The sequence below is a fragment of the Roseibium sp. AWQ4_290 genome (assembly GCF_056160985.1).
Genome location: NZ_JBSWYG010000009.1, coordinates 132061 through 156172, shown reverse-complemented (window position 1 = coordinate 156172; position 24112 = coordinate 132061). Strand labels below are relative to the sequence as shown.

Genomic DNA, 24112 nt, shown 5'->3' with positions numbered 1-24112 from the left:
CATGTGGATACCGGATGCCGGACGACAGTTTAATCGAACTTGGGAAAGAGGCCGCTGCTGTGTCGGAAGCCCGGCTCGCTAGCGTTTTCAATACGGCGGTCGACGGGATCATCGTCATCAATGAGTGCGGACAGGTGCTGGCTTTCAACAAGGCCTGCGAGGAGCTGTTCGGCTATGAGGCAGCTGATCTTCTGGGGCGCAATGTCAAGCGGATCATGCCGGCCGATTATGCCCATGCTCATGACAGCTATATCGAGAACTACAAATCAACCGGCAAGAAGAAGATCATCGGCATTGGCCGGGAGGTGCAGGCCCAGCACAAGGACGGCACGGTCTTCCCGATTGAATTGTCTGTCGGGGAAGCCGAAACACCGGACGGGCGCCAGTTCATTGGCATCTTGAGGGATCTGCGCTCCCGCCGGCGCATCGAGGACCGGCTGGCCAAGACCCAGGCCCAGCTGCTTCATGTGACCCGGCTGAGCGCGCTCGACGAGATGGGAGCTGCCATTGCCCATGAGCTGAACCAGCCGCTGACGGCGGTTCTGCTTTATCTGCAATCCGTGTCGCGCAAGGCCAAGGCAGAAGACTCTCTCGATCCGATGATCCTTTCGGTCCTTGATAAGGCGGTCCGGGAAGCGGAGCGGGCCGGGGAGATCATTCAGCGCATGCGGCAGCTGGTGGAGAAAAAGGCGCCCGAACGGGAAACGGTGGATGTGGCCGAACTTGTCAGCGCCTGTCTGGAAATGGCGGAACTGGGCAGCGGGGAAACCCGCTCCTTTCTGTCTTCCACGGTTGAGCCTGGCCTGCCGCCGCTTCAGGCCGACCCGGTCCAGATCCGCCAGATTCTCATCAATCTTTTGCGCAACGCCCGCGAAGCGGTGGCAGACCTGCCGGATAAATCGGTGAAACTGTCAGTGACACAGAATAACGGCTTGCTAGAATTCCGGGTGGCGGATAATGGACCGGGTGTGCCGGCAGAGCTGGTTGACGGGTTGTTCCGGGCGTTCACCGGCGCCAAGCACAAGGGGGTTGGCCTTGGGCTGGCAATTTCCCGCTCAATCGCCCAGAACCATGGCGGCGACTTGCGACTTGAACCCACCGGTCCCGGCGGCGGAGCATCGTTCCTGCTGACCCTGCCGGTTCATCCGGACGAAAAGATGCCGGATGGACTTTTCTGACGTAAAAAAGAAAAAAGACCCAACATCAAGGATCTGATTGAAATGGAAGCTGATGCACAGGCCGTTTACATCGTTGATGATGATCCTGCGGTGCGCGATGCGCTGTCTGTCTTGTTCAACATGGAAGGTTATGTCGTCGAAACCTTTTCCGACGGCGATACCTTCACCCAATCGGCCAGCAAAGCCACGCCTGCCTGCGTGATGCTGGACGTGCACATGCCCGGCCGCTCAGGGATCGAGATCCTTAAGGCCCTCAACGCAGAGAACTATCCGGCGCCGATCTTCATCATTTCCGGCCAGGGCGATATTCCGATGGCCATTGAGGCGATCCGAAACGGCGCGTTTGATTTCATCGAAAAGCCGTTTTCCGCCGAAGCGGTGCTGGAGCGGGTCCGAGACGCGATTGCCGCCATGAAACAGCGGGCCGCAGTCGACACGTCCCAGACGTTCAAGGGAGCAGATCTTCTAACCCGCCGGGAAATGGAAGTGCTGAAGGAGATCACTGACGGGGCCTCCAACAAGGAAGCGGGACGATCACTGGGCATCAGCCCGCGCACGGTAGAAGTACACCGGGCCCGCATCATGGAAAAACTCGGCGCGCGCAATGCGGCGGATCTGGTGCGAATCGTGCTGGGGCATCCGGCGTCCGGGTGAACACGTGGTGGCAGAAATGCTGCGCTGAATACTTATGCGCGAAGGCAATCTTGAGAAAAGACACGAAAAGACGTAATACTGCGTACTCACGCGGGCTTAAAACTAGCGTATTTTCTGGGAGAACCTTGGCAATGCCGCCGGTTCCAGGAGACCGCGTGTTTGGTTGTTCACATTATCGAAGATGACAAGGCTGTTGCCGATGCCCTGGCGTATGCGCTGGAGGATCTTGATCATCTCACCCGGATCTATCATGACGGCGAAAGCTTTCAGGCCCAGGCGACCCTGTCTGAGGGCGACTGGGTGATCGTCGATCTTGGCCTTCCAGGGGTGAGCGGCGCCGAGATCGTCCGCGAGCTGAACACCTTGAACGCCCCCCCGAAAATGATCGCGATTTCCGGCAAGTCCCGGATGAATATCCAGCGGTATATTCAAGAATTGGATGGACTGACCGTGCTGCGCAAACCATTGTCCATCGACATGCTGTCCACCGCCATGGCCTGATCTGGAGCTGTGGCGGGGCTGTGTCCCTGTAACTTTACCGGTCCTGTGCCATTTGGAGCATCGTGCGACAAGTCTGCACCATTTGACGGGATCTGCTTTGTCTGCTGAGGAGGCGGATCGCGCGCCTTGGTGTTTCCCACCACAAGTGTGATCCAACGATGTCAGCGGGCAAAGCAGACTGGCCCCTCAGGTGATGGAAAGCAGCCCATCGGCCGCGTTGCGTCGCTTGCCCGATATACCGCATCGCGCTGCGCGAAGCGCCTTGCCGAAGGATCTGCTTTCCAGCATCAAATGGCGCAAACTTGTCGCACGATGCTCTCGCCGTTTCCCGCATGCCCTCCAGATCTTGTGTCTTTCCCCATAGCCAGGCTCTGCGAAGGAGATCCAACAGATTGGGCGCGCGCAAAAAAATGTTTGCCGCACACGCAGGGACAAATGGACGGCAACAGATCTGCGTCCTTTGAGCGCATATGTAGTTTCTCTTACGCAGTCGACCGAATTCCTTCAATGCTTTCTGAGCTTTAGAGTACTGACTGTAAGTTACAAGACGTCGGACGGGGCGTCTTGAAACTAAAGGGTGCTTCGTCTTGTCCGTTGCCACCGGAAGTCCGGTGTTTCGAAGCGGGGAAGAAGGCCCCTTGGAGCAGAAAGCCGTGCAGATCTGCACGAAGGAGGGATTATGGCTTATTTGGAAGCAGGTGTTTCAGGGCAAGGCGCTGTTGCTGGCTCGTCCGGCTCGGCCATGTGCGCGCCCGGAAAGTCGAACTTTTCCGAATTTGGTGGCAAGACCCACGAATATGAAACCCATTCGGTGATCTATTACGAAGGTGACCCCGCACGGCGGCTCTATGAGCTGGTGCGCGGCTCGGTCATGCTCTACAAGCTTCTTCCCGATGGCCGCCGTCAGGTGGTGGAAGTGCTGCGGCCTGGTGATATCTTCGGTCTGGCCAGCAGCAACGAAAGTGATTGCACGGCGGAAACGCTGACGGAGTGCGTGGTTCAGGAAATCGAGCTGCGGCAGGTGGAGCGCTCAGACCAGCTCCAGCGGACCCTCACAAAATGCCTGACCAACCAGATGCGTGTTCTGCATGAACATGCAGTGCTGCTGGGGCGCAAGTCGGCGGTTGAGCGGGTCGCCAGCTTTCTGATGCATCTTGTCCCGGACCGGGGCGGTCTCGGCTGTGTCGGCCCGCGTGATGAAGCGGCCGATTGTTACGACATTCAGCTGCATATGACCCGCCAGGAAATTGCCGATTATCTGGGCTTGACCATCGAGACCGTCAGCCGGGTTGTCTCCGACCTGAAGCGGCGCGGGGTGATCCGGGTCGACAAGGCGGACAAGATCCACCTGAACAAGGTCTGCACCCTTTGTCAGATGACAGGGATGCACTGACCCGCGCTCCATCAGCTATCGGCAAGTGTTTTCAAAGGCTGCGGAACTCCGCAGCCTTTGACTTTGGTCAGAGCTGAAAGCGTGCTGCCTTCTTGCGGATGGCCATTCCCGTTGACATTCACGATGTCATACCAACCTCACTAGATAGGAACCGATCTGACCGTGTTTGGGGACTGTTCGGCAAGGAGCCGGTTGCAGGGCGATATGGTTTATCGTTCAAAACCTGGGACGCAGCTGAACAGTCCTCAAACACGGCCTTGGTGGCCTGCTCCGGCCCGCCGGACTGCGTTGCGCCGCTTGAACGGCCAAAAAGGCCGTCTTGCGCAACGCGCCTTGCCGGCCAATCCAGACCAGCGCCATCAGATGGGTTTCTATCTATTGAGGTTGGTATCAAGCAGCGGAAGGCGTCACAACTTGAGAGCAGCACACACTAAACAGCTGCGGAATGCCGGGCTCTTCCGGAGGCCTGGCTGTCAGCCAGATAGGCATCGAAAGCGGCTGCGGCGAGGCGGACATAGGGGCGCCCGGTCTTGGTCACCCGAAGCGTGAGGCCGTTCTCCGGCCCGGCCCCGGCAGTGTCCAGCACCACCAGGTTGTCCCGGACAAGATCCTCAAGTGCAGTGAACGCATCGCCAAGCGCCTGAAGCGACAGGCCGTGGAGCGAGCAGGCCGCCGCCAGATCGCATTCATAGTTGGTCATCAGATCTTCAATGATATGCGCCCGCAAGCGGTCGTCAGGGGTCAGCGCCAAGCCCTTGGCGATCGGCAATTCGCCCGCCAGGATGCTGCGCCGCCAGCTGCCCACGTCGGAGAAGGTCTGGATGTATCCGTTGGTCAGCCGACCGATGGAGGAAACGCCAAATCCGATCAGCTGTTCACCTTGATCCGTCGTGTAGCCTTGGAAATTCCGCTTCAGGCTGCCCTTGGCAAGCGCACTGGCCATGCTGTCATCATGTCTGGCGAAATGGTCGAGCCCGATGGCGATGTATCCGGCCTTCAGGAGAGCGGCCCGCGCCAGGTCCGCCAGTTCGAGCCGTTCGGCCGCAGAGGGAAGGGCGGTTTCGTCAATCAGCCGCTGGTGCTTGCGCATCCACGGCACATGGGCATAGCCGAACAGTGCGATCCGTCCGGGCGCTAGCGCAACCGTCTTGTCAACCGTATCGAGGATCGTGTCGGGTGTCTGGCCCGGCAGCCCGTACATCAGATCAAAATTGAGCGCCTCAAGCCCGGCAGCGCGCAGGAAGCCCGCCGCCTGTACCACAACCTGATAGGGCTGAACCCGGCCGATGGCCTTTTGGACGTTCAGATCAAAATCCTGTACCCCGAGGCTCGCTCGATTGACCCCGATCAGCGCCAGCATCTCAGCCAGGTCTTCCGTCACCAGCCTTGGGTCGAGCTCGATGGCATGTTCCAGATCTGGAGCAAACTCGAACAGGACCCGCATCAGGCCGGTCAGGTTCAAGAAGCTGTCTTTCGGCAAGAGGCTGGGCGTGCCGCCGCCCCAGTGGATATGTCGTACGGGCCCGGCGTGCTCCAGGAATCTGGCCACCATGCTGATTTCCTGGCCAAGCGTGGCCGCATAGGCCTTCAAGGGGGCGTCCTGCCGGGTTGCCTTGGTATGGCAGCCGCAATAATGGCACAGCTCCCGGCAATAGGGCACATGCAGATAGAGTGACAGGCTGTCCTCCGGCCCGATGGCCCGGAGCCAGTCCGCATAAACCTCAGAGGTGACGCCGCGATGAAAATGCGGAGCTGTCGGATAGCTGGTGTAGCGCGGGACATTGCGCAGTGCATAGGAAAGCGGATCTTGGGTCATGGGGCCATGATCCGGGCAAATGGGCGGCGATGCCTTGATATCGCTCAAGACCGGACGGATTTGGGGCGCGCGCGCCTGCACCCTCTGGCGCAAGTTTATATGTTGATCGATGCAATCCATCATGACGGCAGGAATCAATGCCGCTAGAAAGGGCTGCAAACGACTGGCCGTCCGCTTGCGCCGGACAAAACTCTATGTGTGCATGACCCCTGACATCAAAACCAGCCCTGTTCTTGCTTTGTGTCTAACCGTGGTGGTGGCCGCGTTTGGGGCCTGGGGGTTTTATCTGCTGGATTTGCCCGCCGCCTGGCTCTCCGGCGCCATGGTGTTTGTGGCGATTGCCACCTTTTCCGGCATGCCCACAGCCATTCCGGACCGGCTCCGGGACGGGCTGTTTGTCGTGATAGGAATATCCATGGGCCAGGGGGTGCGCCCCGAAGTGGTGGAGCGCATCGGTGATTGGCCGGTCTCCATGGCTCTGTTGCTGGTGGTGGTCGTCAGCGTCACCCTGGCGGGCTATGCTGTCCTGCATTTTGGCGCCAAATGGTCCAGGGAGACAGCCTTTTTTGGAGCGATCCCCGGGGCCTTGTCCTATGTGATTGCGCTGGCGACGGACCGGGGGGCTGATCTGCCGCGCATTGCCTCAAGCCAGTCACTGCGGCTTTTTGTTCTGGTGGCTGTTCTTCCCTATGTCATCGCGCACAGCAGCGGGACGCTGGACCCCTCAGGTGCGGCCGCTGCCGTGTCGAACTGGTACGAGATCGCCCTTGGCGGTGGGCTGTGTGTGCTGGCAAGCCTGCTGACGGTGTGGTTCAAGGTACCGGGCGGCTGGATGACCGGCGCGTTTTTCATGAGCGCGGGATTGAATGCATCCGGCGCCATGACCCTGGTGCTGCCGCCGGTCCTGATTGTGCCCTGTTTCACCCTGATGGGAGCCATGATCGGCTGCCGCTTTGCCAGCATGACCTTCCGCCAGTTTGTCAGCGTGCTCGGGGCCTCCTGTGCCGCCTTTGCGGCGGCCTTTGGCACCTCGGTTGCCGGCGCATTGCTGGCCTCGTTTCTGGTGGGTATTCCCTTCGGACAGGCGCTGCTGGCCTATGCGCCCGGTGGCCTGGAAGTCATGACGCTTCTGGCCTTCATGCTGCATCTGGACCCGGCCTTTGTCGCGGCTCATCAGATCGCCCGGTATACGGGCATGGTCCTGCTGCTGCCGGCGATCACCAGCCTGGTGCTGGGCAAGACCAGGGTGGAAGCCGGCCGGGGAACGCCCCGAACGACGGATTGAAAACGTCCGGATTCCAGAGCATCGTGCAGACTTATTGCAAGATGCCATAGGCAGCAGCGGTCAGGAAAAAAGCCGAGGATATGCGCAAGCTGCGGACCTGTGCCGTCCACGGTACCCCCAACCTGTCACTCCGCAGCGTGATGCGGTGGGGTCCACCATCTGAGCGGGTGGCAGTGGCCTTTGGGAGGATTCCACTTCGGAGCCCGGAAGAATTGCCCCGTCATAGACAATCGTGCTGCCGCTTTTCAACTGGGGAGAATGATGGGCAGCTTTCCGCTGTCGAGATTTCCTGGCGGCGATCTTTCCAGCAAGGCTTTCAGGAGATCAGAAGAGGGCCCCGCAATACTCTCAAGCGCGGCATATGCCGCTTCCGTCCAGTTCTGCATGCCGTCTGCCAAGGCTTCGGTGTAAGGCCGCACCTGAAGTCTCTGTAAAAACAGAAGGCTGCTTGCTTTGCTAAGGATCGGGGCTAAGCGCTCATTTGATTCAAAAACGCCAGCATGACATCGGCAGAGGGCATTGGCAGAATCGCGCTGACGGTTTCCGGCAGCAGCCCGGCTACCTCTTGGTTCGCAAGCCCGGTTACCGCACCAAGCGGGCCGCGGAAACCATGGTTTTTCCAGGCAAGTTCCTGGAGGCTCGGGCTCAGCAGGGCCTCCAGCAATCTGTCACTTTCTGGTGCGATTGTAATGAGCGGATGGGCGGAAAACGCGGTTGGACGGGGATAAAGCACGGCTGGTTTGGGACCGTTGCTCCCAAGGACACGCTGCCAGCGGGCCGGATCTGCCAGAATCCATTCAACAAGCTGGTTTTCGTAACCAACGACCATCGGTTCCGCACCGAAACCGCCGGACAGATACTGATCAAACAGTTTCCCGGAGGACGAGGACTTTAGTCCCATGCCACGGAAAACCTCCGCTGCCCGTTCGCCATGTTCTGCCAAAGCAGCCTTGTCCGCGACATCTCCGGTGAGAAGGCTGAGGACCAGACCGGCAAACATAAACCCAGAATTGGAGCGGTTGGGATCGGTTGAGACGATCCGGGCCTTCCCATAGAGCCCGTCGACCCCGAGGCCCGACCAGTCTTCTCCTGAAAGAACTGCGTCCAGATAGGCGGCCAGGTCGAAGGCGTTGTGCCCCTGCGCAGTCACGCTGACCAGCCCGTTCTTTTTCAACCCTTCGACGACAGGTTCCCAAGAGTAGACCACGATCGGCGAGTTCAAAATGACTTGGTCCCGGCGGATCTTAACCCCGTTTTGCCGCGCGATATCGACCATGGTGGCAGACGAGGGCCAAAGGAATTGCGGGTTTTGCGCGAGGATCGCTGGCTCGCGCACCATTTCGACTGACCCCGCGACCCTCGCATCCAGGGTGAGCCCCCAGCCGCGCAGGGCGCTTTCAACGGACGGGTCCTCAATGAAGGAGCGTTTTTCCCCCCCAAGGAAGCCGAAAAGATGTGTCTTTTCCCCCAGAAGGCCCTGGAGTTCCGGCTGGTCTTTCAGGGCCACATAAGCACCGGTTCCAGCAGCGCTCAAGCCGAGCAATCCCAATCCGAAAGTGCGCCGTGAAAGTGCCATTAACGCTCCAGATCTTCTTTCAGGGAGGCTTCCAGCAGCCTCAGGTCAACATCCAGGGTGCCTAGCTCTGTCTCTGCGAGCGAATCCGCATAATGCACAAAGGCATCTTCCAGCTTTTGGATCACCTTCGTTACCTCGCCAACACGGTCCGGGTTGGGGGAGCGCTTGCGTTCCAGCACCACGTAGCCTTCGGAAATATCGGCTGCCTTGGGTAAATAATAGCTCAAGAAGCGGCGCACTGATGAGGCCGTCGCGGGATTGGCCTCTACACGGGCAAAGATGTCAGAAGCGATCTCGGACAGATGGGCGACCTGATGTTTTACTTGCGCGTTTGCAATCGTCCGGGCGGCCTGATCGAGGCGCTCTGCGGAAGGGGCGGCTTCGGAAAGCAGATCTCTGGCAAAGGCGAGCCGTTGTTTGCCGATCCCTGCGACGTTGAAACCTTCAAACAGACGCTTTGGGGCCAGCAGGATCACAAGCCCGGCAAAGGCTGTCAGAACAACGGGCAGGGCGATGACAAACGGCATACCCAGCCAGATGAACACGGGCAATCCAAGAGCCGCAACAAGGCCGGCCACGATCCAGTTGGCATCCTTTCCCAACATCATGAGCCTAGTTGTATCCGCGTGCGGAGCGGAAGGCTCCTGCCAAATTCTTCTGGCCGTCAAAAACCCGGGCAGATGTGGCGGCCGCAAGCGCTTCCAGCTGGCTCTTGTCAGCATTGCCAAAGGTGATCCCGAAGACAGGAACTTTCGGGGAGGTTGCCTTCCACAGGGACAGGAACCGGTTGAGGTCGCCATCACTCTTGCCATCTGTCAACATGACGATGGCGGGCAGATAACTGGTCACATCAGCAGTAGCGGCAATATCCTTCAGTGCGGTTTCCGCACAGGCATACATGTTGGTCCCACCGTCAGCCTGTTCAAATCTGAGTTGGCTCAAAAGGGTCTTCTGGTCTTGCGGGTTGCCGCTCGCGTCCTTCCGGTTCCGGACCCTGGAGGCGAATGGATAGACAAGGATCTTGTCCTTTGGGGACCATTGCACCAGTACTTTGCTGGCTTCTTCCGGGGTGAACAAAAATCCCATGGCTTGATTTAGCTGCTTGACGCCCTGGCCTTGCATGGATCCGGAAAAGTCCAGGCAGAGGGCGGTCAGGGACGGTTTGCGCAGGGCGCTTTGATAGAGATCCAAGGCCTGCCTGATCACGGCCGGTTCGGGTTTGCGGATGGCGGTTACCATACGTTCAGGATCAAAATTCCAGTCTGGCTCCTTTGGAGCTGAAATCTCCGGGCCTGCAAGAGGTATGCGCCGGCCGGTCTGGGCTATGCGCTTTGCGGTCGCCTCGGACTGCAGATAAGTCACAAGCTCTGTAAAGAAGGTTTCGACTTCCTTCCCGCGTCCGCGATCGACAAACCCGAGTGGAGAATCGGCAATTGCAACACCATCGGCCGGATAGACTGCGTAAAGAAGTTCATCGCCCGATTGCCGGAGCTGGTCATTGGTCTCCTTCAGCACGGCCTCATAGTTCCACATCGCATCGAAATGCGTGCCTTCGGCTGCAGATTTGACATAGAGATCGGCCAGCCAGCCGGAGGACCCGGAAGACCGGGCCACACCGGACAGCAGCTCGCTCACCGTGCGTTGCACATCGGGTTTGTCGAGATCGCCCGGTTCGATCACAGCGGAAGCCCCGCCAAGGGCACTCGACAGCATGGCGAGATAGGCGCTGGCGCCGGAATTTGACTGAGTTGCCGATGTCATCAGGAATTTGAGCTGGCCGGAGCGCACGGCTTTCAGAATATCGTCCATGCGGACATCGGTTCCGACCCAGCCAAGTTCCTGCGCCTTGGACGTGCGGACCCCGAGAATGACGGGCATTTGAGCAATGGAGGTGGCGTGTTTGACGCTGCGGCCGGTGTCGAACAGGTCGATCCACACGCTGGACGCCGGCCAGACCGCATCACTGTCGATGCCCTCCTGGCTGCCGAGCGCAAGGCCGATGTCCAAAGACCCTTGATAGGCAAAGGTACAGTCCATGCCGTTTTCGCTGCAGAATTCTTCCACGATGGGCTGCAGCACCCGGTTTTCCGAACCGGCAGTAATCTTGAACGGTGTGGCGGGGCCAACATTGCAGCTGGCAAGGGCGAGGCAAGCGACGGCCGTCAGAAAGCCGTTCAGATTCAGACGAAGGGGCATAAGCCTGCTCCCCTAGTTGGCGCTGGTCAGGGCGGATTTCAGTTCTGCAGTCATGGTCTCCATCTGCCGTTCTGCATCCGCGCGTTTCCGGCGGCCGTCCTCCTGAACGCGCAACACTCCCTGGATCGTGTCGATCAGGTCCGTGTTCGCCTGCTGAAGTGTTTCGATATCGACAATCCCGCGCTGGGATTGCTCTTCAATGGAAATCGCCTGATCCTTCATCATCTGGCTGGCTTCGCGGATCATCTGGTTCGTGGTGTCTGTCACCTGCTTTTGCATATCGAGTGCCGCTTTCTGCCGGTTGAGCCCGAGCAGAATAACCATCTTTTGTTTCCAGGCCGGAACGGTGAGGGTCGAGGTGGCTTGCAGGTTCTCAATCAGGGTTTCATCACCAGCTTGCACGATGCGGATTTGCGGCAATTGCTGGATACCGAGCTGGCGGGCTTGCTGGAGATAGAAGATCCTTTTTTCAAGCCGGTCGATCGCCTGAACCGCGTCCTGATAGGATTGGGCTTCCAGAAGGCCGTCATGGGAGCCAGTCTGTTCAGCGGCCGCTTTCAGCTTCGGCAGCTCTTCGCTCCGGTAGCGCTCGGCAAAGGCTTTGCCTGCCTCCACATGGGCATCCAGCTTCAAGATGGACTGCGTGGTTTCCTCATGCAGGTCATCCAGCATGGCAATGTCCCGCCGCAACGTGTCCTTGTGCTTGTCCAATTCCAGCCCGATCCGGTCGATCTGACCGGACACATCCTCAAATTCCTGCTTGAACCGCTCAAGTCTTGCTTTGGCGGAGCCGAAGATACGGGACAAAAACCCTTTTTGCTGCAGCGATGCAGGATCCAGGCTCTTGGCCTTCAGAAGAATGTCGCTGAGAAGCTGTCCGGTATCACCTATGTCCTTGTTGCGGATCTGGCCCAGAATACGGTCGGCATAGTCGGTCACGGACTTTTGGGCCCCATCGCCGAAAACCGAAATACCGGCTCGGTCGGACAAATCAATCCGCTCTCCGATCCGGGCAATCTCGGCAGGGTCAGCCTTGACCATCGGCAGGGTTTGCGATGGTGCCGCAAGAGGGGTCGGATCGGATGATGCCATTCAACGGGCCTTTCAAAACATAGATTTCAGCAATCTCAGATCGGATTTCTCACATATCTTTTCAAGCAGCGCTTGAAATGGGGGTGAGACTTTCTGCACCGTTCCAATTCGGCGCCAAAGTGTCAAGGTGATGTGATCGTTCGATGACACTCCTGTATCCGTGCAAAACTTTGCGAGGAAAACGGTTGTCCGGGCCGCAGGTGTTACGCCGAGTTCCGGAGCGCCTGGGGGCGCTAAGTTGCCCCTCAACTCCTCTCATTCATGGATAAAATGCAGCTGGTCAAAGCTCCGGCGCCAGTCCGCAACGCGCCCGGCCATGCCGGCCGGGTTGTTGGAGCGCAGGGCTTCGGCCACAAGCCTGGCCAGACGGGGCATGTCCTCAACCGTCATGCCCCAGCGCACAATCTCCGGTGTGCCGAGGCGCAATCCGTTCATGTCGCCGTCCACCGGGGCAAGGGGCAGGCCGATGCCGCAGGCCAGAAAGCCTGCCTGCCGCAGCTTCTTCGCAACATTTTGCCCGCCACCAAAGGCGGCAGCTTCCAGGGCGAACTGGTGGGAGGCCGTCGCGCCTTGGGAGGTTGTGAAGACCGGCAGGCCTTCCCCAGCCAGCGCGGCTGCAAGCGCCTTGGCTGTGGCGGCCATTTCCTGCGCATAGGCGGCCCCATGGTCTTGCCAGTCCAGAAGGGAGACGGCCAGGGCTGCGGATTTGGCCGCATCGAAATTTGCCGTCAGGCCGGGAAAGGCGATGGCATCGAGCCGCTCGGAGAGGCTTTGCTCATTGGTCACGATCAGCCCACTGGGCGGGCCGCCAAGGCTTTTATAGGTGCTCATGGTCATCAGATGAGCGCCTTCTTCCAGCGGATTGGCAAAGACGCCGCCAGCGATCATGCCGCATTGATGGGCCGCGTCGAACAGGACAAGAGCCCCTACTTCATCGGCGATCGCCCGGATCTCTGAGACCGGGTGGGGAAAGAGGTTCAGGCTCATGCCGATGGTGATGAGCTTGGGGCGCAGGTCCAGGGCCTGGGCCCGCAAGCCTTCCAGATCAACCGAATAACCATCCGCATCAACCGGCGCTTCATATATGTCCAGCCCATAAAGACCGGCGCAGCCAGGGGCATGATGGGTCACATGCCCGCCAATGCGCGCAGGGGGCGCGATAATCCTGTCTCCGGGTTTGGTGACCGCCATAAAGGCATAGAGATTGGCAAGGGCGCCAGAGGCTACGCGGATTTCCGCATAGTTGGCCTTGAACACCGCCCGGGCAAGTTCGGCGGCGATCACCTCGATTTCCTCAATGGCTTCCAGTCCGGTTTCGTATTTGTCCCCCGGATAGCCAAGCGAAGGCCGGGAGCCGAGACCGCTGGCCAGAAGCGCTTCTGCGCGCGGGTTCATCACATTGGTGGCCGGATTGAGATTGAAGCAGTCCTGCTCGTGGATTTTGCAGTTCTCCGCCACAAGCTGATCGATCCGTGCGGCGATCTGGCCGGAGGACAGCAGACGCAGGCTGCCGGTGATGTCATCAATGCGAGTGGCCACATCTTTAGGCAGCCAGGGTCTGAGGTCTGTTACGGGCATAGCACGGTCTCCAACAAGGTCGATGCAAGGGTGGCGCGGCTCTTGCCAGGCTGCAAATCAGATTTTAGAAAAATAAGGGCTAGAAAAAATAGGTCTTAGAGATGCCCGTTTCCCCTCCGGTCCCCAGGCTGCCGTCCTTGAATGCATTGCGGGCCTTTGAAGCTGCCGCCAGATTGGGGGGATTTGCCCTGGCCGCCGAGGAGCTTGGTGTGACACCCGGGGCTGTGTCTGCGCAGATCAAGTCGCTGGAAGAGGAGATCGGAGCGGCGCTTTTTGCCCGCAGCGCAAAAGGCGTGCAGCTCACTGCGGTGGGGCAAAGGGCCTTGCCGTCCTTCGTGGACGTGTTTGATGCCCTCAGTCAGGCGGTGCGCGATTTGCGTCAGGATGGTGCGCCTCACAAGGTGCATATTGCCGCGCTGCCCGCGCTGGCACAGCTCTGGCTTGCGCCCCGCCTGCCAGTGTTGCGGCGAAAGCTTCCCGGCATCGACATATCCATCACCGCCATGGAAAAGCCGCCCAACCTCAAGCGAACTCCCTTTGATCTATGCCTGTTTTATCTGGATGATGCCGGTGGCCCGGAGAGAACCACCATCAGGGACGACGTGCTTCCGGTCTGCACTCCGGAAATTGCCGAAGGTTTGACACGCCCGGAAGACTTGGCGTCCGCCATCTGTCTGACGGATGCCACCTGGAAAAACGATTGGGCGCTGTGGCTCGACCATGTGCTGCCCGGCAAGGCGCTTGTACCCAAGGGGCCGGTTTTCTCGCTTTATGCTGTGGCGGTTCAGGAAGCCCTGAACGGGGCTGGAGTTTTGATGGCGCACCGGTCACTTGTGGCAGCCCATCTGGAAACGGGCGAATTGGTGGCGCCGTTCCAGCTCGCGGTGCCTTTGCATGAGCAAATAACGCTCTGGAAGCAGCCTGGAAGCCATCAGAACCAAATGCTTGAAAAGATTATTGAGTATCTGGAACTATCCGAAGTGGACTAACTACATGAGGGAGATTGAGTATCATTTGAAGCAGCTTTTGGTTGACCTGGAAAAAGGCGGGGAGAACGTTTCACGCGCCTGTGGTTTAGCTGCGGCATCTTGGCAAAACCGGCCGTGTTCCGGACTGTCCACACCCGCTTCTTGACATGGATCAACGCGCCCCGGGCGGACTCATGCGCAAGGTCGTCCCATCATTGGCACCTTTCATAGGTTCTAAAATTTGGGGCGCGAAATGGCACAAAATAAGGCCGGACTGGTCTCGCTCGAGGAGGGGGGCTTCGCCATCTTCCTTGTGTTGCTTGCATTCGCCTGCATCATCATCGCAGGCAAGACGTTCGATCAGGTAATGGCATTTCACGCAGGTCTCGGCGCCTTGTTCGCCGCGGTCAGCGTGTTCCTGATCTTCAAGAATTACTTTGAGGACGGTGGGGAGCCGGTCCCTCAGGAGATCGGCGGAAAGCCGAATTACAATCTCGGTCCGGTCAAGTTTGCCTCGGCAGCGGCCATGTTCTGGGGCATTGCCGGATTTCTGGTGGGGCTCATCATTGCCCTGCAGCTGGCCTGGCCGGTTCTGAACTTTGATCTGCCGTGGACGAATTTCGGCCGTTTGCGGCCGCTGCACACCTCAGCGGTGATCTTTGCCTTTGGCGGCAATGTGTTGCTGGCCACCTCCATGTATGTGGTTCAGCGCACCTGCCGTGCGCGCATGCCGGGCAAGGTGCTGCCCTGGTTCATTGTGCTCGGCTACAACGTTTTCATTGTGATTGCGGGCACGGGCTATCTGCTGGGAACCACCCAGGGCAAGGAATATGCCGAGCCGGAATGGTATGCCGACCTGTGGCTGACCATTGTCTGGGTCTGCTACCTGCTGCTGTTCCTGGGCACCCTCTGGAAGCGCAAGGAGCCGCATATCTATGTGGCCAACTGGTTCTATCTCGCGTTCATCGTGACGATTGCGGTTTTGCACCTGACCAACAATATGACCATTCCGGTCTCGATCTACTCGACCAAGTCCTACATTGTCTGGTCCGGGGTTCAGGACGCTATGGTACAGTGGTGGTATGGCCACAACGCGGTTGGCTTCTTCCTGACCGCCGGTTTTCTGGCCATCATGTATTATTTCATTCCCAAGCGGGCCGAACGGCCGGTCTATTCCTACCGGTTGTCCATCGTGCACTTCTGGGCACTGATCTTCATCTACATCTGGGCCGGACCGCACCATCTGCATTACACGGCTCTGCCGCAATGGGCCTCCACCCTCGGCGCGACCTTCTCGATCATTTTGTGGATGCCCTCCTGGGGCGGCATGATCAACGGGTTGATGACCCTGTCGGGTGCCTGGGACAAGCTCAGAACCGACCCGGTGCTGCGCATGATGGTGGTCTCTGTCGCCTTTTACGGCATGTCGACTTTCGAAGGCCCTCTGATGAGCCTGCGATCAGTCAACTCCCTGTCGCATTATACGGACTGGACCATCGGCCACGTGCATTCCGGGGCCCTGGGCTGGGTCGGCTACATTTCCTTCGGGGCGCTGTACTGCCTGATTCCCTGGCTGTGGAACAAGAAGGGCCTTTACTCGCTGAAGCTGGTGAACTGGCACTTCTGGCTGTCCACGCTCGGCATCGTTCTCTACATCACAGCCATGTGGGTGTCCGGGATCATGCAGGGCCTGATGTGGCGCGCCTATGACAGCCTCGGCTTCCTGGAATACTCCTTCGTGGAGACCGTGGAAGCGATGCACCCCTTCTACATCATCCGTGCTCTGGGGGGCGGGCTCTTCCTCGCCGGTGCCCTGATCATGGCCTACAATCTCTGGATGACCGTCTATCGTGGCGAGGCTGAAGAAGCTGACACCACGCCTGCCGGCTCCCTGGCTCCGGCCGAATAAGGGAGGGACAGACAATGTCTGCATGGAAAAAACACGAAATCTTCGAGAAGAACTCCTTCATTCTTCTGATCGGGATCGTCGTCATGATCGCCATTGGCGGTCTGGTCGAGATTGCACCTCTCTTCTACCTGAAGAGCACGATCGAGAAGACTGAAGGCATGCGGCCCTACACGCCGCTGGAACTGGCCGGGCGGGACATTTATGTCCGCGAAGGCTGCTATCTCTGCCATTCGCAGATGATCCGGCCGATGCGCGACGAATTGGAACGCTATGGTCATTATTCCCTGGCGGCGGAAAGCATGTATGACCATCCGTTCCAATGGGGCTCGAAACGCACAGGGCCGGACCTTGCCCGCGTCGGCAACAAATATTCCGACGACTGGCATGTGGAGCATTTGATCAATCCCCGCTCGCTGGTTCCGGCCTCCATCATGCCCGGTTATCCGTTCCTGGCGGAAACCAAGCTGACCACCCGGGACATTCAGGCCCATCTGTCGGTCAACTCGATTGTTGGCGTGCCCTATACCCAGGAGCAGATCGACAATGCGAAATCCGACATTCTCGGTCAGGCCATGCCGGACTCCGACGCAGCTTACGAGTTTGAGGAACGCTGGCCGGACGCAAAGATCCGCGACTTTGATGGCAATCCGAAGGAAGTCACCGAAATGGATGCTCTGGTCGCCTATCTTCAGGTACTGGGCACGATGGTCGACTTCTCGATCTACGACAACGCAGCCAACGCGAGGTAAGAGCCATGGACGAAACCTATAGCGCGTTCGCGGCCTTCGCTCAGACCTGGGGCCTCCTCTATTTCATGTTCCTGTTTGGCATCGTTCTGGCCTATGCCCTTTGGCCGCGAAACGCGAAAAAGTTCGACGATGCTGCCCAGATCCCGTTCCGGGAGGACTGAACGATGACCGATATACACGACAAGGAAGTGGACCAGATCTCGGGGGTCGAAACGACCGGCCATGAGTGGGATGGTCTGAAAGAGCTCAATAACCCGCTGCCCAAATGGTGGCTCTATATCTTCTATGCCTGCATTGTCTGGGCAGTCATCTACTGGGTGCTGTACCCGTCCTGGCCGCTGATTTCCAGCTATACGACCGGGATACTCGGGGCAAACCAGCGCCAGGAAGCGGTGGCGGCCTATGATGAAGGCGTGGCCGGGCGGGCGCAGTTTGCCGACAAGATCGTGGCAACCCCTCTTGAGGACATCACCAAGGATCAGGATCTTCTGCAATTTGCCCTGGCCAATGGCCAGGCCGCCTTTGGCGACAATTGCGCGCCATGCCACGGCTCCGGTGCCACCGGTGCGGAGGGCTATCCGAACCTTCAGGACGATACCTGGATCTGGGGCGGCACGCTGGAAGACATCTATACGACACTGCTTTACGGCATCCGCTCGGGCAATGACGACGCCCGGATCGGCGACATGCCGGCCTTTGGGGCCGATGAGCTGCTGACCCGCGAGGAGATCATGCAGGTCTCCAACTTCGTTGCTTCGCGGGCCGGACTGGAGACCCAGGAGGGTGTCGATCTGGCTGCCGGGCAGGTGCTCTACGAGGACAACTGCGCGGCCTGCCATGGTGACAATCTGGAAGGCCTTCAGGAGGTCGGGGCACCCAGCCTGCTGTCGGCACACTACCTTTATGGAAAGTCGCTGGACCACATCAAGGCGCAGGTCACCCGTCCGCGCAACGGGGTGATGCCCGCCTGGGTCGACCGGCTCGACCCGGCCACCATCAAGTCGCTGACGGTTTATGTCCACTCCTTCGGGGGTGGTCAGTAGACCTGCGCTTGAATGAGACCTGAAACGGGGCGGGGAGGCCGGTGGAGAGGCCTGATTTCCCGTCCCATTTGATCCGGCGCAAGGTGTGACGCTTTGCACCGGTCTATTTTGAAACAACGCTGATAATTTGACCAGCGTGACGAGGCGGCTGCACTGAGCCGCTTCCGGCTTGAACTGGCTGGCGGCCATCCGGACGCACCTTCTCGGATGCAGGACTGCCGGCCGGAATCCCGGCGAACGATCCTATTGGGGCTGGATCGGTGAAGAGAGGACGGACGGTATGTCTGCGGACACCGATACGCATGAGGGCGAACACTCCGAAGAGTGGTTTGCGTCGGCCAAGAAAATCTACCCCATGGCAACACACGGTCTGTTCCGGCGGATCAAGTGGGCTTTGCTGTTCATCACTCTGGGCATCTATTATTTTCTGCCCTTCATCCGCTATGACCGCGGTCCGAACGCGCCCAGCCAGGCTGTCCTGATCGATATGGACCACCGGCGGGCCTATTTCTTCTTCATCGAGATCTGGCCGCAGGAAGTCTATTACCTGACCGGGCTTTTGATCATTGCCGCCGTCGCTCTCTTTCTGATGAACGCGGTTGCCGGGCGGATCTGGTGTGGTTATCTGTGTCCGCAAACCGTCTGGACGGATCTGTTTTTGTGGGTGGAACGCAAGGTGGAGGGGGACCGGCGCGAACGGATCGCCCTCGACAAGGATCCGCTTACATTCGACAAGCTGCGCAAACGCGCCACCAAGCACTTTCTGTGGCTGATGATAGCCTGGTGGACCGGCGGTGCCTGGGTGCTTTATTTCAACGATGCCCCGACCCTGGTCTGGCAGCTGCTGACCCTTCAGGCACCCATGGCCGCCTATGTGTGGATCGCGATCCTGACCGCGACCACCTATCTGCTCGCCGGGTTCATGCGCGAGCAGGTCTGCGTTTATATGTGCCCCTGGCCGCGCATCCAGGCGGCCTTGACCGACGAAAAGGCGCTCAATGTCACCTACCGCTGGGACCGGGGCGAACCGCGCGGATCTCTCAAGCAAAACAAGAAACTGGCTGCCCAGGGCCTGCCGGCCGGGGATTGCATCGACTGCTACCAGTGTTTTCAGGTCTGCCCGACCGGGGTTGATATCCGCAAAGGCATGCAGCTCGATTGCATTCAATGCGGTCTGTGCATTGATGCCTGCGACAACATCATGACCAGGATCGGAAAGCCGACCGGGCTGATTGGCTATGATACGGACGAGAATATCGAGCGCCGCCTGGAAGGCAAGGAGCCGGTTTACGAGATTGTCCGCACCCGAACAGTCATCTATGCGGCCGTCATCGCGGTGGTCGGGGCGATCATGCTGTTTGCGCTCATCAACCGGGATTTTGCCGATATCAGTGTCTTGCATGACCGCAATCCGGTTTTTGTCGAACAGTCCGACGGATCGGTCCGCAACGGCTATACGGTGCGCCTGTCCAACAAACGGCGCCATGACCGGGCGTTCATGCTCCATGTGGAAGGCATGCCGGCCAATACCAAGGTGGAAGCGGTCGGCGCCGAGGCCACCTTTGCCGGGCGGCCGATTATCGAGGTCGGGCCGGACACGACCCGCGAAGTGCGGGTGATTGTCGTGTCTCCGCCCTGGGAAGAGATGCCCCATTCGACCCCTGTCACCTTCCGCATCACCGAAAGCGTGATGGGGGAAGTGGTGACGGCAAAAGATACCTTCAAAGCACCAGGCAAACCCTGAGGAGGCCCGGATGACACTGGTTCAGACCCCCATGAAAGACCCCAAGCCCATAACGGGAAAAACCGTGCTGGCCTGGCTGTTAGGCTTCTTTGCCGTTGTCTTTGCTGCAAATGCGGTCTTCATCTATCTCGCGCTCGGGTCCTTCCCGGGCGTGGTGGTGGAAAGTTCCTATGAGGCGGGTCAGGCTTATAACCGGGAACTGGCGGCCGCAAAGGTCCAGGCAGGTCTGCACTGGCAGGTATCCAGCAGCGTCGAACGGACGGGAACAGGCGGTGCCCGCATTCTGGTTGAAGCGGCTGATGCTGCCGGAGTGCCGCTCTATGGGGTGGAGATCAGGGCCTATCTCAGGCATCCGGCCCACGCGCTTGCAGATGTGGACACGGTGCTAAAGGCCGATGGCGGCGGCCGCTATGTGGCGGACCTGAACGCCATTCCGGCCGGGAACTGGACGCTGATCCTGGAAATTGACCGGGATGGAGACCGAAAGTTCAAATCCGAAAACCGTATTTTCCTGAAGGACTGAAGCGACACGCGCCGTGACGATACACCAAAGAGACTGGCAAGCCTTTGTCACCCCCGGACAGGAAGACGGCTCGGTTCATATGGATCTGGCCGTTGACGGGATCACCTGCGCTGCCTGTATGGGAGATATCGAGCGCGGCTTGAAACGCCTGCCCGGGATTCGCAAAGCCCGTGTCAATCTCACCAGCCAGCGGCTTGCGGTCGAGTGGGCGGAAGATCAGACGGGGGCTGATGCGATTGTCGGGGAACTGGCACGGCTCGGCTATACGGCCCATCCCTTTGACCCGGCCAGCCAGAAGGAACGCCAGGACAAGATGGGCAAACATCTGCTGCGCTGTCTGGCCGTGGCAGGGTTTGCGGGCATGAACATCATGCTCCTGTCCGTCTCGGTCTGGTCGGGCAATGCCACGGATATCACACCGGAAACCAGAGATTTCTTCCACTGGCTGTCGGCCCTGATCGCGCTGCCCACGGTCGCTTATGCGGGACGGCCTTTTGTAAAAAGCGCTTTTGGCGCACTGGCGGCCGGGCGGCTTAACATGGATGTGCCCATCGTGATCGGGGTGTTTCTGGCCGTTGCCCTCTCGGTGGTCCAGACGCTGCAGCATCAGCATCACGCCTATTTTGAATCGGCCGTCATGCTGCTGTTCTTCCTGCTGGTGGGCCGGTATCTCGACCACAATATGCGCGGGCGCACCCGATCCTTTGCAGAGAATATCGCGGCCCTCAAGGCGGAAGTCGCCGCCCGGATCGCGCCGGACGGGACCGTGCGTGAAGTGCCACTGTCGAAGATCGTGTCCGGGGATCTGGTTCTGGTCTCAGGCGGAGACCGGGTCCCGGTTGACGGTACGGTGGAGACGGGCCAGTCGGAAATCGACCAGAGCCTTGTCACCGGAGAAAGTGTTCTGGTGCCTGTCACAGAAGGTCAAAGGGTTTATGCCGGCACCTTGAACGGGGCCGGGAGCCTGCAGGTGCGGGTCGAGGCGGCCTCGGGGGCGACCCTTCTGGATGAGGTCAACCGGCTTCTGGAAACCGCTTCCCAGGCGAAATCCGCCTATGTGCGCCTGGCAGACCGGGCGGCCCGTCTTTATGCCCCGCTGGTGCACGGGGCCGCCGCGCTCACCTTTCTGGGCTGGCTTGTGGCCGGTCTTTCCTGGCAGCCTGCCCTGGTGATTTCGATTTCCGTTTTGATCATCACCTGTCCATGTGCGTTGGGGCTTGCGGTTCCGGCGGTTCAGGTGGTTGTTTCCGGGCAGTTGTTCCGCAGGGGCGTGCTGCTCAATTCCGGCGATGCGATTGAACGGCTGGCTGAGGTTGACACGATCCTGTTTGACAAGACCGGCACTTTAACCCTTGCCGAGCCGGAGCTTTGCGGGCGGATCGATCCTGCGGATGACACGCTGGCGCTTGCCGGACGCCTGGCCCTTGCCAGCCGCCATCCGCTTTCTGCTGCGCTCGTCAAGGCGACCGGTGCGCTTGTGCCGCTGCCGGAGGTGGAGGAGATCGCGGGGGCCGGACTGGAGACAGTCTTCGCAGGAGTGTCCTTGCGGCTTGGCAGCCCGTCATTCTGCGGTGCCAGCCCTGGCAGCGTGGACAAGACCTTGAAAACCTTTCCCGATGCGTCCCTTCTGGCTGTGCGGCATGGGGAGCAGCCGGTTCGCTTGCTTGCCTTCCGTCAGCGCTTGCGGCCCGATGCGGGCACTGTTGCCAGCCTGCTGCGGGCACGCGGCTACCGGCTTGAGATTGTGTCGGGGGATACGGAACCCTCTGTGGCCGCGTGTGCAGCAGCGCTTCAGATCAGCACCTGGACGGCGGGCATGAAACCAGCGCAGAAAATTGCCCGGCTGGAGGCCTTGCAGGCGGAGGGAAGCAAGGTTCTGATGGTGGGCGACGGGCTGAATGACGCTCCGGCGCTTGCGGGCGCCCACGTGTCCCTGTCTCCGGTGTCTGCGGTGCATTTGAGCCAGGCGGCCGCAGATGCTGTCTTCCTCGGCGACCGGTTGCAGCCGGTGGCCGACGCTCTGCGGCTCTCCAAAAAAGCGCGGGCGGCCATTGAACAGAACCTCTGGATCTCGGCCCTGTACAATGTGGTGGCCGTTCCGGTGGCGGTTGCCGGGTTCGTGACACCGCTGATGGCAGCCGTTGCCATGTCCGCGTCTTCTCTGGCGGTGACTGCAAATGCCCTGAAACTGAGATGGGGCGATGGAAACAGGGCAGTATCCGTCGCCAGGGCCCCTGGCGCCGGACCGGACCTCAAGAAAGGCTTGGCAGACTGATGGATGTTCTGATTTTCCTCATCCCGATCGCGCTCCTTCTCGGCGCACTTGGCCTGCTGGCGTTCCTGTGGTCCCTCAAGACCGGTCAATATGACGATCTGGAAGGGGCCAAGTGGCGCATCCTGGAAGATGACGATTTGCCCGGCAATTCCCGCTAAAAAGGGGAAACTGAGGGCCGTTATTCAAAAAGGTCAATCGGGGAAAAGGCCAGAAAACTGGAAGAAGAGGATATTCCGGCTGGCCGGTCTCAGGCCAGGATGTTGGACAGGGCCATGGCGACGGCAAGAAGCACGAGCCCGACACCGGACAGAAGCAGCATGTTCTCCTGCAAGCCGCTGGTCCCGGGCACAGACGGTTCTTGCTCGCTTGGCTGCGGCGCCTTCTGTCTGCTGTGGTCCGTATCTGTGGTCATTGCGCTCGTGATCATTGCGTTGATGCATCTTTTCGTTCGTGTGAGAGCTGAAGATGCCAGAACAGCTCTGAAAACCGCGTTAACCGATGGCACTCAAAAAGATTAATTCTTCGCAAGATTACCGGGATGTGAAGCCCGCTTGAGAAACACACATCTTCCTTCCGCCTGGCCGCTTGCCAACGCCTGTACCGCAGAGCGCGTTGGAGCGCTGCGTATAACCCATTCTTCAGATTTTTATGGGAAGACTTGCTGAACCAAGGAGGAATTGGTGAGCCTGGATCTTGCTTCTTTGACGTTTTTGCTGGTCGAAGACAGTGCCTATATGCGCACAATTCTGCGGACGATGCTGCAGGGGTTTGGTGCGCGCCGGATTGTGGAAGCCGAGGACGGAGCCTCAGGTCTGGAAGCGATGGACCGTGCCAATCCGGACATTCTGATCCTGGACTGGGTGATGCCCATTCTGGACGGAGCTGATATGGTGCGCATGATCCGCAGTCCGAACAATCCTTTCGCCTATATCCCGATCATCATGGTGACCGCGCATACGGAGCGCAGCCGCATTGTCGAGGCCCGGCGGCTCGGTGTGCATGAATTGCTGTCCAAGCCGATTTCCGCCAAATCGCTCTATCAAAGGGTGTCCAGCGTGATCCTGCAGCCGCGGGACTTCATCAAGACCGCGACCTATTTCGGTCCGGCACCGCGGGAAATCCGCAACCGTCAGAAAATTTGGCAAGGGGCTCCGGGGCAGCCTCAGGGCCAAGAGGACGGCCAGGGCGAAAACGTCACCGCTGTTGGTTGATCTCTTCGAAAAAGGGGCGTAAGCCGAATGCCTGCCCAGTCTCAGGCTGCTGAGGAAGCCCCCATCTGTGCTGCCTGTCTGGAGGCCGCATCAAGCGCGTCGGCGAACTGGGCCAGGACGTCGAGGTCAACAGTGTAATTGTCGAGAAGAAATTGAGACAGGACATCAATCGGGAGATGCTGATAGCCTTCAATTGCCGCCATCAGGGCTTCAGGTGTATCCAGCCGTTCGCGAAGCTTCATTTTTATCTTCCGCCGAATTGATCTCTTACCGACAATGAGACGACATGGTTAATACTGCGTAAAACCCCTCCGTGCAAGCGCCCGGCGCGCACTGTGGGAATGTGTGATCAATCGTCCACAGCCTTTTGTGGGAATGCCGCAAGAACTACTGGTAAAAGCCATGAATAAGTCGCAATTTC

23 protein-coding genes are annotated in these 24112 nt (G+C 59.3%); 15 read left to right on the top strand and 8 right to left on the bottom strand.

Features of this window, described 5'->3' with window-relative positions; all coding sequences use genetic code 11:
- Positions 1–14: 14 nt before the first annotated feature.
- The 4 genes from ACXAH0_RS11210 (at position 15) to ACXAH0_RS11195 (ending at position 3726) form a co-directional block, all read left to right on the top strand.
- Entirely contained in the window at positions 15–1178 is a 1164-nt protein-coding gene (locus ACXAH0_RS11210; protein ID WP_475183591.1) for a two-component system sensor histidine kinase NtrB, read from the top strand.
- 42 nt (positions 1179–1220) lie between these two features.
- Positions 1221–1832, top strand: a complete 612-nt coding sequence (locus ACXAH0_RS11205; protein WP_475191232.1) for a response regulator transcription factor — start codon at positions 1221–1223, stop codon at positions 1830–1832.
- A gap of 159 nt (positions 1833–1991) precedes the next feature.
- Entirely contained in the window at positions 1992–2333 is a 342-nt protein-coding gene (locus ACXAH0_RS11200) for a response regulator (RefSeq protein WP_475191229.1), read from the top strand.
- A 679-nt stretch (positions 2334–3012) separates the two neighbouring features.
- Positions 3013–3726: a Crp/Fnr family transcriptional regulator gene (locus ACXAH0_RS11195; protein WP_475183584.1), complete on the top strand. Its 714-nt coding sequence runs from the start codon at positions 3013–3015 to the stop codon at positions 3724–3726.
- Between the two features lie 430 nt (positions 3727–4156).
- On the opposite strand, the gene hemN is transcribed toward ACXAH0_RS11195, so the two are convergent.
- Positions 4157–5542: an oxygen-independent coproporphyrinogen III oxidase gene (gene hemN, locus ACXAH0_RS11190; RefSeq protein ID WP_475183581.1), complete on the bottom strand. Its 1386-nt coding sequence runs from the start codon at positions 5540–5542 to the stop codon at positions 4157–4159.
- A gap of 121 nt (positions 5543–5663) precedes the next feature.
- Between hemN and ACXAH0_RS11185 the strand changes: the two genes are divergently transcribed.
- A complete protein-coding gene (locus ACXAH0_RS11185; RefSeq protein ID WP_475191228.1) occupies positions 5664–6827 on the top strand; it encodes an AbrB family transcriptional regulator in 1164 nt (387 codons plus the stop codon).
- Positions 6828–7296: 469 nt separating this feature from the next.
- Here the strand turns inward: ACXAH0_RS11185 and ACXAH0_RS11180 are convergent, their stop codons facing one another.
- The 5 genes from ACXAH0_RS11180 to ACXAH0_RS11160 form a co-directional block, all read right to left on the bottom strand.
- Positions 7297–8403 (bottom strand): hypothetical protein, encoded by a 1107-nt coding sequence (locus tag ACXAH0_RS11180; RefSeq protein WP_475183576.1) that lies wholly within the window; start codon positions 8401–8403, stop codon positions 7297–7299.
- Complete coding sequence (locus ACXAH0_RS11175) at positions 8403–9011, bottom strand: 5-bromo-4-chloroindolyl phosphate hydrolysis family protein (protein ID WP_475191225.1); 609 nt, start codon at positions 9009–9011, stop codon at positions 8403–8405. Before ACXAH0_RS11175 ends, ACXAH0_RS11180 begins: the two co-directional genes overlap by 1 nt.
- 4 nt (positions 9012–9015) lie before the next feature.
- On the bottom strand, positions 9016–10599 hold the full coding sequence (locus tag ACXAH0_RS11170) for a substrate-binding domain-containing protein (RefSeq protein WP_475191222.1): 1584 nt from the start codon (positions 10597–10599) through the stop codon (positions 9016–9018).
- A gap of 12 nt (positions 10600–10611) precedes the next feature.
- A complete protein-coding gene (locus tag ACXAH0_RS11165) occupies positions 10612–11691 on the bottom strand; it encodes a toxic anion resistance protein (protein WP_475183568.1) in 1080 nt (359 codons plus the stop codon).
- 255 nt (positions 11692–11946) lie between these two features.
- Positions 11947–13269, bottom strand: coding sequence for an aminotransferase class I/II-fold pyridoxal phosphate-dependent enzyme (locus ACXAH0_RS11160; RefSeq protein WP_475191220.1), 1323 nt, complete (start codon positions 13267–13269; stop codon positions 11947–11949).
- A 101-nt stretch (positions 13270–13370) separates the two neighbouring features.
- Between ACXAH0_RS11160 and ACXAH0_RS11155 the strand changes: the two genes are divergently transcribed.
- The 9 genes from ACXAH0_RS11155 (at position 13371) to ccoS (ending at position 22638) form a co-directional block, all read left to right on the top strand.
- Positions 13371–14258: a LysR family transcriptional regulator gene (locus ACXAH0_RS11155; RefSeq protein ID WP_475191219.1), complete on the top strand. Its 888-nt coding sequence runs from the start codon at positions 13371–13373 to the stop codon at positions 14256–14258.
- A 232-nt stretch (positions 14259–14490) separates the two neighbouring features.
- The gene (ccoN, locus tag ACXAH0_RS11150) at positions 14491–16146 is read left to right on the top strand and encodes a cytochrome-c oxidase, cbb3-type subunit I (protein ID WP_475183561.1); all 1656 of its coding nucleotides are present in this window, start codon (positions 14491–14493) and stop codon (positions 16144–16146) included.
- Between the two features lie 14 nt (positions 16147–16160).
- A complete protein-coding gene (gene ccoO, locus ACXAH0_RS11145) occupies positions 16161–16895 on the top strand; it encodes a cytochrome-c oxidase, cbb3-type subunit II (RefSeq protein ID WP_475191216.1) in 735 nt (244 codons plus the stop codon).
- A gap of 5 nt (positions 16896–16900) precedes the next feature.
- Positions 16901–17056 carry a cbb3-type cytochrome c oxidase subunit 3 gene (locus ACXAH0_RS11140; RefSeq protein ID WP_475183557.1) on the top strand — a complete coding sequence of 52 codons (156 nt, stop codon included), beginning with the start codon at positions 16901–16903 and terminating at the stop codon, positions 17054–17056.
- A gap of 3 nt (positions 17057–17059) precedes the next feature.
- Positions 17060–17938, top strand: coding sequence for a cytochrome-c oxidase, cbb3-type subunit III (gene ccoP, locus ACXAH0_RS11135; RefSeq protein ID WP_475191213.1), 879 nt, complete (start codon positions 17060–17062; stop codon positions 17936–17938).
- Positions 17939–18218: 280 nt separating this feature from the next.
- Positions 18219–19682 (top strand): cytochrome c oxidase accessory protein CcoG, encoded by a 1464-nt coding sequence (ccoG, locus tag ACXAH0_RS11130; RefSeq protein ID WP_475191210.1) that lies wholly within the window; start codon positions 18219–18221, stop codon positions 19680–19682.
- Between the two features lie 10 nt (positions 19683–19692).
- Entirely contained in the window at positions 19693–20205 is a 513-nt protein-coding gene (locus ACXAH0_RS11125; protein WP_475183550.1) for a FixH family protein, read from the top strand.
- A 13-nt stretch (positions 20206–20218) separates the two neighbouring features.
- Complete coding sequence (locus tag ACXAH0_RS11120) at positions 20219–22480, top strand: heavy metal translocating P-type ATPase (protein ID WP_475191207.1); 2262 nt, start codon at positions 20219–20221, stop codon at positions 22478–22480.
- Positions 22480–22638, top strand: a complete 159-nt coding sequence (ccoS, locus tag ACXAH0_RS11115; protein WP_475191204.1) for a cbb3-type cytochrome oxidase assembly protein CcoS — start codon at positions 22480–22482, stop codon at positions 22636–22638. Before ACXAH0_RS11120 ends, ccoS begins: the two co-directional genes overlap by 1 nt.
- A gap of 89 nt (positions 22639–22727) precedes the next feature.
- On the opposite strand, the gene ACXAH0_RS11110 is transcribed toward ccoS, so the two are convergent.
- Positions 22728–22892 (bottom strand): hypothetical protein, encoded by a 165-nt coding sequence (locus ACXAH0_RS11110; protein ID WP_475183545.1) that lies wholly within the window; start codon positions 22890–22892, stop codon positions 22728–22730.
- A gap of 268 nt (positions 22893–23160) precedes the next feature.
- Between ACXAH0_RS11110 and ACXAH0_RS11105 the strand changes: the two genes are divergently transcribed.
- On the top strand, positions 23161–23691 hold the full coding sequence (locus ACXAH0_RS11105; protein WP_475183543.1) for a response regulator: 531 nt from the start codon (positions 23161–23163) through the stop codon (positions 23689–23691).
- 41 nt (positions 23692–23732) lie between these two features.
- Here the strand turns inward: ACXAH0_RS11105 and ACXAH0_RS11100 are convergent, their stop codons facing one another.
- Positions 23733–23933, bottom strand: a complete 201-nt coding sequence (locus ACXAH0_RS11100; RefSeq protein ID WP_475183541.1) for a hypothetical protein — start codon at positions 23931–23933, stop codon at positions 23733–23735.
- Between the last annotated feature and the right edge of the window lie 179 nt (positions 23934–24112).